The 13,320-nt window shown below is 61.5% G+C and carries 13 protein-coding genes and 1 tRNA gene; 10 read left to right on the forward strand and 4 right to left on the reverse strand.

Annotation, left to right across the window (positions count from 1 at the left end):
• Positions 1-123: 123 nt before the first annotated feature.
• Both tsaE and thiL read right to left on the reverse strand, forming a co-directional pair.
• Positions 124-627, reverse strand: coding sequence for a tRNA (adenosine(37)-N6)-threonylcarbamoyltransferase complex ATPase subunit type 1 TsaE (tsaE, locus tag GE027_RS13045; protein ID WP_153557638.1), 504 nt, complete (start codon positions 625-627; stop codon positions 124-126).
• Positions 624-1,568 carry a thiamine-phosphate kinase gene (gene thiL / locus GE027_RS13050; protein ID WP_153557639.1) on the reverse strand — a complete coding sequence of 315 codons (945 nt, stop codon included), beginning with the start codon at positions 1,566-1,568 and terminating at the stop codon, positions 624-626. The genes tsaE and thiL overlap by 4 nt, the downstream gene beginning before the upstream one ends.
• 222 nt (positions 1,569-1,790) lie before the next feature.
• Between thiL and GE027_RS13055 the strand changes: the two genes are divergently transcribed.
• The 4 genes from GE027_RS13055 to GE027_RS13070 all read left to right on the forward strand — a co-directional run bounded on the left by GE027_RS13055 (position 1,791) and on the right by GE027_RS13070 (position 5,225).
• Positions 1,791-3,263, forward strand: a complete 1,473-nt coding sequence (locus GE027_RS13055) for an aldehyde dehydrogenase family protein (protein ID WP_153557640.1) — start codon at positions 1,791-1,793, stop codon at positions 3,261-3,263.
• Between the two features lie 157 nt (positions 3,264-3,420).
• On the forward strand, positions 3,421-4,851 hold the full coding sequence (locus tag GE027_RS13060) for a DUF58 domain-containing protein (RefSeq protein ID WP_237607509.1): 1,431 nt from the start codon (positions 3,421-3,423) through the stop codon (positions 4,849-4,851).
• A 16-nt stretch (positions 4,852-4,867) separates the two neighbouring features.
• The gene (locus GE027_RS13065) at positions 4,868-5,089 is read left to right on the forward strand and encodes an LURP-one-related/scramblase family protein (RefSeq protein WP_153557641.1); all 222 of its coding nucleotides are present in this window, start codon (positions 4,868-4,870) and stop codon (positions 5,087-5,089) included.
• A gap of 62 nt (positions 5,090-5,151) precedes the next feature.
• A tRNA-Arg gene (locus GE027_RS13070) sits at positions 5,152-5,225 on the forward strand.
• Between the two features lie 150 nt (positions 5,226-5,375).
• Here the strand turns inward: GE027_RS13070 and GE027_RS13075 are convergent.
• Positions 5,376-5,612, reverse strand: coding sequence for a hypothetical protein (locus GE027_RS13075; RefSeq protein WP_153557642.1), 237 nt, complete (start codon positions 5,610-5,612; stop codon positions 5,376-5,378).
• A 38-nt stretch (positions 5,613-5,650) separates the two neighbouring features.
• On the opposite strand from GE027_RS13075, the gene GE027_RS13080 reads away from it, so the two are divergent.
• Complete coding sequence (locus GE027_RS13080) at positions 5,651-5,893, forward strand: addiction module protein (RefSeq protein WP_153557643.1); 243 nt, start codon at positions 5,651-5,653, stop codon at positions 5,891-5,893.
• Complete coding sequence (locus GE027_RS23760; RefSeq protein ID WP_153557644.1) at positions 5,883-6,170, forward strand: type II toxin-antitoxin system RelE/ParE family toxin; 288 nt, start codon at positions 5,883-5,885, stop codon at positions 6,168-6,170. The genes GE027_RS13080 and GE027_RS23760 overlap by 11 nt, the downstream gene beginning before the upstream one ends.
• A 64-nt stretch (positions 6,171-6,234) precedes the next feature.
• On the opposite strand, the gene GE027_RS13090 is transcribed toward GE027_RS23760, so the two are convergent.
• Positions 6,235-7,758 carry a family 43 glycosylhydrolase gene (locus GE027_RS13090; protein ID WP_237607511.1) on the reverse strand — a complete coding sequence of 508 codons (1,524 nt, stop codon included), beginning with the start codon at positions 7,756-7,758 and terminating at the stop codon, positions 6,235-6,237.
• Between the two features lie 241 nt (positions 7,759-7,999).
• Between GE027_RS13090 and GE027_RS13095 the strand changes: the two genes are divergently transcribed.
• From GE027_RS13095 to GE027_RS13110, 4 genes are all read left to right on the forward strand, one after another.
• Positions 8,000-8,851, forward strand: a complete 852-nt coding sequence (locus tag GE027_RS13095; RefSeq protein ID WP_153557646.1) for a glycoside hydrolase family 16 protein — start codon at positions 8,000-8,002, stop codon at positions 8,849-8,851.
• Positions 8,852-9,056: 205 nt separating this feature from the next.
• Entirely contained in the window at positions 9,057-10,343 is a 1,287-nt protein-coding gene (locus GE027_RS13100) for a DUF1552 domain-containing protein (RefSeq protein ID WP_153557647.1), read from the forward strand.
• 45 nt (positions 10,344-10,388) lie between these two features.
• Complete coding sequence (locus GE027_RS13105; RefSeq protein ID WP_237607512.1) at positions 10,389-12,893, forward strand: DUF1592 domain-containing protein; 2,505 nt, start codon at positions 10,389-10,391, stop codon at positions 12,891-12,893.
• A 55-nt stretch (positions 12,894-12,948) separates the two neighbouring features.
• Positions 12,949-13,320: sulfatase-like hydrolase/transferase (locus GE027_RS13110; RefSeq protein ID WP_237607513.1), on the forward strand; the 372-nt coding region annotated here is incomplete at its 3' end.

The following is a 13,320-nucleotide window of genomic DNA, read 5'->3' on the forward strand; positions in this document are numbered from 1 at the left end:
GCTTCCAGCCTGTGAGTAGTGGCAAGGCTTCCAGCCTGTGAATGAACGCATCTCTCGGCTGGGACAGCCGAGCTACTCTCTCTCTCTCTCTCTCGGCTGGGACAGCCGAGCTACTATGGGCATCTACATCGACGTCAGCACGTCCTCCACGATCGGGCTCCAGCTGGAGAGCCCCGAGATCTGCACCAGGCGGCTGTCGGCTTCGCCCATCCGCATCCGCAGCCACAGCGTTTCACGCGGCATGCAGTCGGCAAAGCGGTCGGCCCATTCGATCATCATCACGGCCGCTTCTTCGAACAATTCCTCCACGCCCAGCTCCCAGAGTTCGTCCTCGTCGGCGATCCGGTAAGCGTCCAGATGGTACAGCCGGCGCTCGGCGGCGTACTGCTGCAGCATCGTGAACGTGGGGCTGGTCACGTCGCCTCCGTCCAGTCCCAGAGACTGGGCAAAGGCTTGGACCAGTCGCGTTTTACCGACGCCCAGTGTACCCACCAGGCCGACGCAGGCCTGCGGCGGAAGGTGCGTGTTGAGGGCGGCGGCCAGCCGGTCGGTATCGTCCAGGCTGTGCAGCTGCAATAGGCCCAGCTCCTGATGGTCGGGGTGAAACAGGGTGGCCGAGGTGTTCATGGTTTTGGCTCCAAGGCCCGAGTGGGATGGCTGCCGTGGATGTAGCCGCTGGGGCTCAGGCGTTCCAGACGACCGGACCTTCGCATCCACAGGCCGGTGCGAGCGGTGTAGTTGCCGATCTGCGTCAGCGGCACGCCCACGTTGATCTCGCCCAGCCGATCGGCGTCGGCTTGGCTGACGGCCAAGATTAATTCGAAGTCTTCGCCGTCGCCCAGGGCACGTTGCAGAGCCGTGGTTTCCGGCGTCTGCTGGGCCAGCCGCTGGGCGTCGTCGTGAATCGGAATCAGGCTGGTATCGATTTCCGCTCCCACACCGCTGGCGGCGCACAACCGATCCAGGTCCAAGGACAGGCCGTCGCTGACGTCCATCGCGGCGTGGACGTCGAGGCATTCACGCAGCCGCGTAGCCGCTTCGACGCGAGGTTCGAATGTCAGATGACGGCCCAGCAAACTCCCGCCGAACGCGCCGGTGACCAGGATCGCGTCCCCGTCCTCGGCCCCGCGCCGCAGCCACGCTTTGCCCGCGGGCACTTCGCCCAGGATGGTGACCGAAATCGCCAGCGGACCGTCGTACACCGATAGGTCACCGCCGGCGATGGCCACACCATACTGTTGGCAGATCGCCAGAATCCCTTCGTAGACCGCGGCCGCAGTCTGGGTGGCGGCCTCGCTGGGCAGGGACAGCGTGACCAGGATCGCGGTGGGCTGGGCACCCATCGCCGCGATATCGCTCAGATTGATCGCCACGGACTTGCGGCCGATGTCGGCCGCGTCGTGCTGGTCGGCCAGGAAATCCACGCCGTCGACGATCGTATCGGTCGCCATCACCGTCTGCCGCCCGGGCGTCGGCGTCCACACCGCGGCGTCGTCGCCGATGCCCACGTCCACCTGAGGCAACTCACGCTGTCGGCCTCGCAGCCAAGCTAAAAAACTTTGTTCCACCGGATCTCGCTTTCTCGCAAATTAATTCGTTCGCGGGCCCTCCATGCGGGCCGGCCAACCACCATAACATCGCTCGCCCGTTTCACCCAGAACGCCTCCGCCGCGTCTCGGTCCGAAACCAACCGGGGCGTTCGCCCAAACGGCTCAGTATGTTCCACGCGTGTCGCGTACAATAAAAGTACCGACGCATCGCCTTTTTCATTTTTTGGAGTCCGTGGAATCATGGCTACTTCACTGCAAGCTTCACCGGCAGAAATCCAGGTGCAACACACCCAGTGCTTTATCGATGGCCAGTGGCAGGAGGCGGCCAGCGGCAAGACGTTTGCCACGATCAATCCGGCCACTGAGGAGCTGATCGCTGAGGTTGCCGAGGGCGATACCGAGGATGTCGATCGGGCGGCCCGGGCGGCTCGGCGAGCCTTCGACAGCGGAGATTGGCCCAAGATGGACGCTCGCGATCGGGGGCGGCTGATGTACCTGTTGGCCGACCGCATCGAACGCGAGATCGACGAACTGGCCGCATTGGAAACGCTGGACAACGGCAAACCGATTCGCGAGAGCCGCCACGTGGACCTGCCCTTGGTTGTCGACGTGCTCCGCTACTACGCCGGATACGCCGACAAGATTCACGGCAGCACGATCCCGATCCGCGGCAATTATTTTTGCTACACGCGGCGTGAACCGGTGGGCGTGGCCGGGCAGATCATTCCGTGGAATTTCCCCATGCTGATGACGGCCTGGAAATGGGGCCCCGCTCTGGCGGCCGGCTGTACGATCGTGATGAAGCCGGCCGAGCAGACGCCGCTGACCTGCCTGCGGATGGCCCAGTTGGCCAAGGAGGTCGGGTTTCCCGATGGCGTGATCAACGTCGTGCCGGGCTTCGGGCCGACCGCCGGGGCGGCGGTCGTCAAACATCCGATGATCGACAAAGTGGCGTTTACCGGCGAGCACCGCACGGCGCAGATCATCACCCGCGATTCAGCCGAAACGCTGAAACGCTTGACGTTCGAACTGGGCGGCAAAAGTCCCAACGTGGTGTACGCCGATGCCGACCTCGATGCCGCCGCCCAAGGCGCCTACCTGGGGCTGTACTTGAATCAGGGCCAGTGCTGTTGTGCGGGCAGCCGATTGTTTGTCGAAGCGTCCGCCCACGAAGCGTTTATGGAGAAGCTGACGGGGCTAGCGAAGAATCGCAAACTGGGTGACCCTTTCGCCGAGGACACCGAACAGGGACCGCAGGTGGACCGCAACCAGTTCGACAAGATCATGTCCTACATCGAAAAGGGCCAGCAGGAAGGGGCTCGCTGTGTGACCGGCGGCCAGCGTCATGGCGAACGCGGCTACTTTGTCCAGCCGACGATCTTCGATGCCGTCGAGGACGACATGGCGATCGCTCAGGACGAAATATTCGGGCCGGTCCTGAGCGTCTTGAAGTTTGAGGACACCGAGCGGATGATCGAGCGAGCCAACCGCACATTTTACGGGCTGGCCGCCGCGATCTGGACGCGCGACGTGCACAAAGCTCACGATTTTGCCGCGCGTGTTCGAGCCGGCACGGTATGGGTAAACTGTTACGACGTCTTCGATGCGGCGGCTCCCTTCGGCGGGTTCAAAATGAGCGGTTACGGCCGCGAACTGGGCGAGGAAGGGCTGAAGGCCTACACCGAATCGAAGACCGTCACCGTGGCCTTGTAAACAGAGTAGCTCGGCTGTCCCAGCCGAGAAGAAACAAAGCCGCTCGGCTGTCCCAGCCGAGAAGAAACAACACCGCTCGGCTGTCCCAGCCGAGCAGAAACAAAACCGCTCGGCTGTCCCAGCCGCATCCCCGAATCAACTTTGTCGAGACATCGCGTTGGGCGAAATAACGAGCGACACACAGGCGACATTTCAGTGGCTCACAGCCCTGCCCTGGTTACTGTTGTTGGCGGTGGCCATCCCGCTGCTGTTTGCCGCGTGGAAGCTGCGCACGTTTCCCACCTGGCTGTGGGCGGTGGTGCTGCTCGTCTCGCTGGCCGCGTCGTTGTTGACGGTGATCAACAGCCATCTGGTTTTGGTGGTGGCCGTGGTCGATGGCGTGCTGGCGGCCCTCGTGCTGTTGGACCTGACGTTCCTGTATCTGTCGACGTCCGATGGTCTGCGGGCGATGCGCGAGCTGCCGCGTACGGCTTCGCTGGGCAAACCGCTGCATTACGACCTGACGCTGGAAAACAAGACGCTGACGACGATCCGCGGCGCGTTTCGCGACGACGTGCCCGAGTCCTTTCGTGCGGAACCCGCCCAGCACTCCCTGCGTCTACCGCAGCTGGCCCGCGTCACCGTGCGGCGGCGGTTGGTGCCGCAGAGTCGCGGGGCGTTTGCTCTGGAAAAGGTTTACGTCAGCGCCCGCAGCCTGCTGGGGTTTTGGCGGCGTTACGTGGATATTCCGGTCGAGAGCCGTTTGAATGTCTACCCGGACATGCAGCAGTTGTCGGAATACGCGTTGCTCGCTCGCACCAATCGGCTCAGCCTGATCGGCGTTCGCCGCACCCGTCGCATCGGTCAGGACAGCGACTTCGAACGACTCCGCGACTACAGCCGCGACGACAACTACCGCCACATCGACTGGCGCAGCACCGCCCGTCGCCGCAAGCTGACCGTGCGGCAATTTCAAAGCGACCAGAGCCAGCGGTTGATCTTCTTGCTCGACTGTGGGCGGATGATGACCAACGAACGGGCCGGTTATTCGCTGCTCGACCACGCCCTGAACGCTTCGTTGTTGTTGGCCTACGTCGCCCTCGAACAAGGCGACTCGGTGGGCATGCTGTGTTTCTCCGACACGATCCACGCCTACATTCCGCCCCGCGGCGGCAAGGCTCAGATGAACCGCTTGATCCAAGCCGGGTTTGACCAATTTCCCCGGCTGGTCGAATCGCGGTACGACGAAGCGTTCTTGTATCTATCGAATCACTGCAAGCGGCGCTCTCTGGTGATGCTGACGACGAACCTGATCGACGAAGTCAACTCGGCTCAGGTGGTCGATTATTTGGGCAACATCAGTGGCCGTCATCTGCCGGTGGGCGTGCTGCTGCGGGATCGCCAGATGTTCGACGCGGCCGACCATCCCGAGGGGGACCGCGAGAACATGCTGCGGGCGGCCGCGGCGGCGGAGATTCTCTGTTGGCGCGACCAGGTGATCCGCGACCTGACCCATCGCGGCGTGTTGGTCGTCGATACGTTCCCCGACGAACTGACCGCACCGCTGGTCAATCAGTACTTGGAGATCAAAGCCAAGCACTTGCTGTAGAGCGTTTTTCCGCGACGTGTTCGATGTCGAAGACGCGGCGGCGGGGGATCTGGATGCCAAAGGCGATTACTTCGATCACGAGTATCAATTCACGCGCGACGGCCGCCCGGTCGCCAGCGTTTCGAAGAAGCTGTTTTCGTTTACCGACAGCTACGGCGTGGAGATCGCCGAGGGAGAAGACGACGTATTGATCCTCGCCTGCGTGATCGTCATCGATCTGTGCAGCCACGACGACTAGCTCCCACCCAGCTGGCAAGGCCACAGAAAAGGTGTAGAATTCGGGGAGTTCAGAAGAACAAAGCGCCCGTGGCACAATTGGATAGCGCGTCGGCCTCCGGAGCCGAAGGTTACAGGTTCGAATCCTGTCGGGCGTACTTTTTCTGCGGCTCCCCGGATAAGCTTGGGCCAACGGGACGTTGCCGCCGTGCCCATCAATGAGCCTGCTCGCGCTGGAGTCCAGGCTTCAGCCGCTCGGTTACCCTGCCTGCCATCGCCTGCGAAGTTCGACTCCAGCACGCTTGCGGTCAATGCTCTGCTTTCCGATCGCTCTGCTTTCCGATCTGTCCGACCGGTGCTGATGTCAGGACGAACCGCTTGAACAGCTCCGCATCTGTGTGAGGCAATCCGAGATGGATACCCTTCTCCTGGCTACTCGACGAAACCGACTGGACGTTCGAGCAGTACGGCGGCGAACGCGGGTCTTTGAAGTTTCTCATGGTGCTGCGCTGTGGCGCGGGATCGTGGTAAAATAGAGGAGTCATGTGCTGAATCGTCCACGAACATTGGCTGGTGCCAGACAATGCCCGACTATCAAGACATTCTCGCTTCCGCGTCTCAACTTCCTGTTGAGGAGCGGTTGCGGCTGATCGACGATCTTGCCTCTTCGGTTCCAGATGACCAGCCTCCCAAGCTGGCCGACGAATGGCTGGCGGAAATCAAGCGGCGCAGCGACGAAGTAAAGTCAGGCGTCGTTCAGACAGAAAGCTGGTCCACGATTCGCGAGCGGTTGTTTTCCAATCACGGCGTGCAGGATGCGAGTTGATTTTCATCCGGAGGCTGTAGTTGAGCTTGAAGAATCAGCCGACTGGTATGGAGAGCGAAGCCCGTCTGCGGCGCGAAGCTTCGCCGTGTCCGTTGACTTGACGATCGAAAAAATCTGCCAGGATCCAGACCGGTTTATCTGGATTGACGACGTTCATCAGAGCTGCAGCGTAATGGAGTTTCCGTTTCAGATCGTCTATCGCAAAGACTCTGATCGCATCATCATCATTGCCGTCGCTCACGCCAAGCGACGCTCGCGCTTTTGGCGAAATCGATAATGCCTAATCTACCTCTCCTGGCGCAGGAGCTCCTGAACCCGACGGCAGCCGATAGAAACATTCTCTATGGCTTGATCGCCCTGACCTTCAGCTGGGAAAAACGGGCGTCGGTATCCACCACGCGCAGGCCGATCACGCCGCGATCGTAGGTGTTGTCGGTGTGCTGGAGCTTCTTCTCGCCATTGTGCTCCACGGTGATACGATCTCTCTCGACTTGGATCGCTAGATGTTGCGGCTGAGTCGTGTTGATCTTCGTCTTGGCACGTGCCAGCTCGTGCCAGGAGGTTCCGTCGGTGCGGCCGAGTACCACCAGCTGGGTGCGGGGAATCAGCCCTACAAAATAACCTCGCTGGGCGTCGTAGCCGACCGAAGCTGCTGTGGTGCGAAACAGAATCCCTGCATCGCGTGAGCGAGCGTTGCCCAGAAAATCGATCGTGACTTCGGCTTTCACGTCCCTGGGGACCGCTCCGCTGTAGAGCACTTTCTCTCCGGCGCGATACGCGTTGACGGGCTGTTCGGGTTCTCGACCCAACCGGATCGTGCCATCCTCCACCGCCAGGTACTGATGATGGCCAAAGTAGTCGAACGATTCGGCGGAGAAGTCGTCTTCATCGATCGCGTCGCCAGACGGATCGGACAACACGGTGCCGGGCGGAACCGGTTCGCCGAACACGGGGAAGCCTTTTTCGTCAACATGCATCGGCTGGACGTGCACCGCGCGACGCCAACCGGGCCGACGATCCCGCTTGGCATGAAACACGTGCCACCACTGGCTGCCATCGAGCGACTTGACGAAACAGGAATGGCCGACGCCGTAGGTTGCCTCCGTGCCGCGGAACACAGGCTCCGGGCGTTTCTTCCAGGACGCCGGCTGCAACGGATCTTCGCCGACCAGTTCCAACAAGCCAAGTTTGTAGGTCGGCAGCCACGAGGCACCGCAGGAATAGACGACCGATGTTTGCTGTTCGGTTTGAAACACTTGCGGGGCTTCGTTCAGTCCGCGTTTGGAGTTGTCCGGTTCGATGCGTTCCCAGAGGTAATCGTCGTTGTCGCAAATCCGCACCCGCGGGCCGGCGAGTTTTGTGGGCGAGGCCATCGGTGCGATGTACAGGTACTGCTGATCCGAACCCGGTCGGTCCCAACCGGACCACAGGGCATATCGGCGACCGCCGTGTTCCAGCACCGTCATGTCGATGGCCCAGATGTTGGGAGAACGACCGTCGGCCCCTTCGCCGGTTGCGATCGGCCCGTGCAGCTCGTACTCGCCCAGCGGGTCGGCGGTCTTGGACCGCAGCACATAGGCCAGATGGTTCTCGTTCCGGCCATCGGATGCGGCAAAGTAAATGTGCCAGCGATCGTCCAGGTAGTGCAGCTCCGGAGCCCAGACCTGTTGCGACACCGGGCCGCTGTTCGCTGCACGCCAGACGATGTGCTTGCGGCCCAGCGAAGTCACACTGTCGCTGGTGTGGATGGCGATCGCACGGTTGCCGTCGGACATGCACCACAGATAACGGGCTGCGTTGGGATCGCGCACGACCCACGGGTCGGCTCCTTCGCCGATCGGATTAACAAACTGATCGGTTCTCAACGCCCCCTGTTGCGCTTGATCCTCAGCCCCTGCTTCCGGTCCAACCAGGGTCGCACCCGCAACGGTCAATAAGAGCGAGAGCAGACGTGCTGAGCCGGGGATACAAATTCTGTTCATCAAACCTTTTACCAAATAGAATGAACCAGCCTTGGTGCTTTCTGTTTCGTCACGTGGTCAGGGACGGTCGTGGCAGGTTTCCGCGACATCCCGACCTGGCTTTGTTTTGTTAGAGATATGCGTTATGAGCCTAGCACGGATTCCTTTTCGAATGTTGGCGATGTTTCTGATGGCCAGCTGGCTGGTTGCGGGGCTGGGGAACACTCGATCGCTGCGGCAGGCGAGCGGTGGCGAGGACGATGATTGGCAGCTGGTTTGGGCGGATGGGTTCGATGGGGATCGGCTGGATTATTCCAAGTGGGGCGTGGAGGTGAACGCGTTTGGCGGCGGCAATAACGAGTTGCAGATGTATACCGACCGGCCGAAAAACGTTCGCGTGGCCGACGGCCATTTGATTCTCGAAGCTCATGCCGACCGCCCGAACATCATGGGAACCACCCGCGAGTACTCCTCGGGCCGAATCCGAACCAAACACCGCGGCGAGTGGACGTACGGCCGGATCGAAGTACGAGCTCAAATGCCCGAGGGACAGGGGATCTGGCCCGCCATTTGGATGTTGCCAACCGAAGAGAGCTACGGGGGCTGGGCGGCGAGCGGCGAGATCGACATCGTCGAGTACAAAGGTCAGGAGCCGGGACGCGTCCATGGTACGCTGCATTTTGGCGCGCCCTGGCCCAAGAACGCCTCGGCGACCGGCCACTACGACTTGCCCGAGGGAAGCTTCGCCGACGGGTTTCACGGATTCGCCCTGGAGTGGGAGCCAGGGGAGATGCGTTGGTACGTCGATGGCCGGCTGTACCAGACGCTGGATCGCTGGCACAGCGCCGGCCAGCCGTTTCCCGCACCCTTTGACAAGCCCTTTCATCTGGTGATCAATTTGGCCGTGGGCGGAGGGTTCGTGGGAGCGCCGGACGAGACCACGGAGTTTCCGGTTCAGTTGAAGGTGGATCACGTGCGGGTGTTTCAAAAGCGTTAGACGCTTGCTGCGACGCACATGACTTCCTCCATCCCGGGACCGGTGTCTCAGGCCTTCCGGGCGAGGGTGTTTGAGGGTTTTCCCCCGGGAAAATCGCATGGCGGTGAAATAGTCGATAGAATGGGCGCGCGTTTGGCCCTCCGGCGGTTGGTTGGTTGCGGCCTGTTGTTGGTATTTCTTGCGATTCTTGGGGCTTTCCAGGGCTATGAAGAAACATTCGATCGAACGTCGCCGATTCGTCCTCCGGTCCTTGGCTGGTTCATTCGCCTTGCCTGCCCTGCCCTCGATGATCGCCCGGGCCGCCGATCCCAATACGCCGGTTCGTGCCGATCGCGGAGCCGGCGATGGGGCGCGGCGGTTTGTTGCGGTCGGCAATCTATTGGGGTTCCAGCAAAAGCATTTCTTCCCGGAAACCACCGGCAAAGGTTTCGAAGAGACTCCCCTGCTGAAGCCGTTGGCGGAGAATCGTCAGCGGTTGAACGTGTATCGGGGGCTGGACCACGGACTTCGCGGTGGCCACTTCGCGGTGCACACGTTTCTTTCGGGCGTGTTGCATCACGAGTCCAAAAAGCGTCCCGATGGCAATGTCACCATTGACCAGTTCATCGCCGATGCCATCGGGCCGGAGACGCGTTTCCCTTCGCTGACCGTCGGATCCGAGGGCGGCATCCACGGCGGTTGTCAGATGTCCTGGACCAAGTCCGGCGTGCGGGTGCCGCCGATCACCGGTCCAGCCGAATTGTTTGAGCGTTTGTTCGTCAGCGATTCGCCTGAACGTCGTGCGCAGAAAGTTCGTGCCGGCGCCCTGCAGGCTTCCATCCTGGACTCGGTCGTCGAGGAGGCCGGGACGCTGGCCCGGCGCGTCAACCAGGAAGACAAGGACAAGCTGGACGAGTACTTCAGTTCGATCCGGGACGTCGAGAAACGACTGCAGGCGCGCCAGCGCTGGGCGGATCAACCCGAGCCCGAGCCGCCCTTCGAGAAACCGGCCGACACCAACACGGTGGACGATCTGCCCGTGCTGTACGAATTGATTGCGTTGGCTCTGCAGACCGATTCGACGCGCGTCGCCACGCTCGAGATCGGCGGCAGCTTCCTGCCTCAGAATCTGGGCATCGACAAGTCCTATCACAGTTTGTCGCACCACGGGAACGACGAGAAAACGATCGCCCACCTGGTCACGCTGGAAACCTATCAACTGGAGCAGTTCAACAAGTTCCTTTCGCGGTTGGCTTCCATGCAGGACGGCCAGCAAACCCTGCTCGATTCCACGGCGGTCCTGTTTGGCAGCGGAATGGGTAACGGAAGTTCGCACACCAATACCGACTTGCCGATCGTCTTGGCCGGCGGCGGCTACGGCCGAGGGGAATTCAAACGCGTGCCGGACAAGGGCGTCGGCAAAGTTCCGTTGTGCAATCTGTACGTCGACATCGCTCAGCGAATGGGCCTTCAGATCGACGCCTTCGGAACCAGCACCGGCACTTTCTCCTGATCGCGATTCTCCATGGCTTGCTTTTTAACTTTGTCCGAGCGTGCGTTGTGCGCCGTCGCAGTTGTCGCTGGCGTCTGTCTGTTCTCCAATTGCACGGAAGCCGACGATGACGCGTCGACTCGGAAAGCGATTGCGTCCCGGGCCGAAGTGGTTCAGACGTTTCTCAATTCCTTCTGTATCGAGTGTCACGATGCGGAATCCGCCGAGGGCGAGCGGGAATTCGCAACGTTTCGGTTGCCGCTCGAGTCCGCTCAGCAACTCTTTACGGCCGACGAGATCGTCGACCAGCTGACGCTGCGGCAGATGCCGCCGGAAGCTGCCGAGCAGCCCAGCGACGAGCAGCGACTGGCAGTGCTGGAGGCCCTGCGCGATGGCATCGATGCCAGCCGCGACAAGTTTCGCAGCACCGGCGGACGCACGGTCCTGCGGCGGCTGTCGCGCCGCGAATACGAGAACTCCTTGGCGGCGCTGTTGGGCCGACGCGTCGATACGCTGGGTTTGACCGCCGACTTTCCTCGCGACATGGCCGAGGGCGACATGGACAATCTGGGCGCCTCGCTGGTGACGTCCGGGTTCCTGCTGGACCAGTACTTCCAGGCGGCCCAGCGGCTGGTCGAAACACGGCTGGGCAAACCACAGCTCGAGCCACAGACGTGGCACTTCACCGATAACTTCCGGCAGTACGAGGAGCTCTCCGGACCGCACCGCGCGGCCTTCGATTACGAGTACCTTTGCCTGTACGAGCAACCCAATACCGACACGCGGCAGGGCGGCTATGGTCACATCGAGGATTTTCTCGAAGGCGTGCCGGTCTCCGGGCTGTACGACATCGAAGTCCACGCCCAAGCGATGCATCGCGACACCCACTACGACCCGAAGATCTTTCGGATCGATTTTTCCGAACCGTTCCAGCTGGCCGTCGTGCCGGGGGACGTGACCAAGGGACACATCCATTACCCGCAAGCGGTCGAACCGATCCTGGACCGCACCGTGGTCCCCGACGAGCAGCCGGAGTGGCTGAAGTTTCGCGTCTGGTTGGAAGCCGGCCAGACGCCGCGTTTTATTTTTCCCAATGGGCCCTACGAATCGCGAGCCTCGGTGATCACCGTCAACAAGCGGTACAAGGACGAGTTCGATCCGAAGACGTACCGCAGCGGAGTCAGCCGAACGCACATCCTGCGTGAAGGAGCGTTGCCGCACATCCGCATCGGCGAGATCAAGATCCATGGTCCGGTTGCCGAACCGCAGGGCGGCGCCGAAGAGGTGGCCGTGTTCGGCCGCGAGGGGTTTCAGGCCGATCATGCCGTGGACCAGCTGAATGCGTTTGCTCGTCGGGCCTTCCGCCGGACGCTCCGCGAAGAGGATCGCCAACGAATCGCGACGATGTACGAGCAACGAGTGGCCGAGGAGGCGAGCCCCCGGCAGGCGGCGTTGGACACGCTGAAGATGATCCTCTGTTCGCCATCGTTTTTGTACCTCAGCGAGATCACGCCGGAGGACGAAACGTTGCTGCGGCCGTTCGACTTGGCGTCGCGACTTGCCTTCGCACTGTGGGCTGCGCCGCCGGATGAAGAGCTGTTGGAAGTGGCCGAATCGGAGCGGCTGGTCGAGCCGGAGGTGCTGCGAGGCCAAGTCGAACGCATGCTGGCCGATGAGCGGTCCGAAGCGTTTGTGAACAGCTTTCTCGACAACTGGTTGGGGCTGCGGCGGATCGGCAGTATGCCGCCGCCACGCCGGGCCGCGGTGGCGTATTACGCGGAGAACCTGCCCGAATCGATGAAGCAGGAAGCCCGCTTGTTCTTTCGACATTTGCTCGAAGAGAACGGGCCGGTGACGGACTTGTTGGACGCCGATTACACGTTCGTCGACAAACGTTTGGCCAAGCTGTACGACTTGCCCGAACAGAACACGATGAGTTTGGCCGATGGTTTCCGGCGCGTTGAACTTGGTGAAGGCGTCCCACGGGGCGGCGTGTTGGCAATGGCCGGCGTGTTGACGGTCAGTGCCGATGGCGTGACCACGTCGCCGGTGACTCGCGGCGTATGGGTATCGAAAAACATCCTGGGCGTCGATCCGCCGCCGCCGCCGGACGAGGTGCCGGCGATCGATGCCGATGTCAGCGGGGCGACCACGATCCGCGAGCGATTGGCCAAACATCGCGAAGACCAGACGTGTGCGGTGTGTCATCGCAACATCGATCCGCTGGGGTTTGCGCTGGAGAACTTCGATCCGATCGGGCGGTGGCGGACGAGTTATCCCAAGGGCAAGGGCCAAGACTCGGCACCCGAGATCGACCCTACGGGAACATTGCCCTCGGGTGAGTCCTACACCGACTTTACCAGTTTCAAAGAGGTGCTGAAGGACAGCCGAGCGGATCGATTCACGCGTTGTTTGGTCGAGAAGATGTTGACCTACGCTACGGGGCGGCACATGGAACCGACCGATCGGTTCGAGATCGACGAGATCTGCGAAAACGTGCGAGCCGAGGACGGCGGCCTGCGTACGATGGTCGTCGAAGTGTTGACCAGCGAGATTTTCCGATCGCGATAGGGCGGCGTGGATTACGGCCGAGATGGTGTTGGGGACGGGGTCTTGGCGAGAACGAATGCAACACTGCTTGTACACGACTCCACCGCAGACGGTTTTTGAATCGATGAAATACTTCACCTTTGCACTTGCCATCGTTCTCGTCGTGGTCGGCTTCGCATGCCAGCGCGTCCCGGCCAGGGCGGACGAGCGGCCGAACATCATTTTGTTGCTTGTCGATGACCTCGGCTACGGAGACCTTTCCAGCTTTGGTAGTCCCGCTGTTCAAACTCCCAACCTGGATCGAATCGGCGAACAGGGGATGAGGTTCACTCACTTCTACGCCGCTTCGGCCGTGTGCTCGCCGACGCGCGCTTCGGCGATGGATCGTCCCGCGGCAAAACACGTTTCCGCACCCAAGGTGGTCGCACACGACCCAAGCCGAACGCGC

Source organism: Roseimaritima sediminicola, assembly GCF_009618275.1.
GTDB classification, from domain to species: domain Bacteria; phylum Planctomycetota; class Planctomycetia; order Pirellulales; family Pirellulaceae; genus Roseimaritima; species Roseimaritima sediminicola.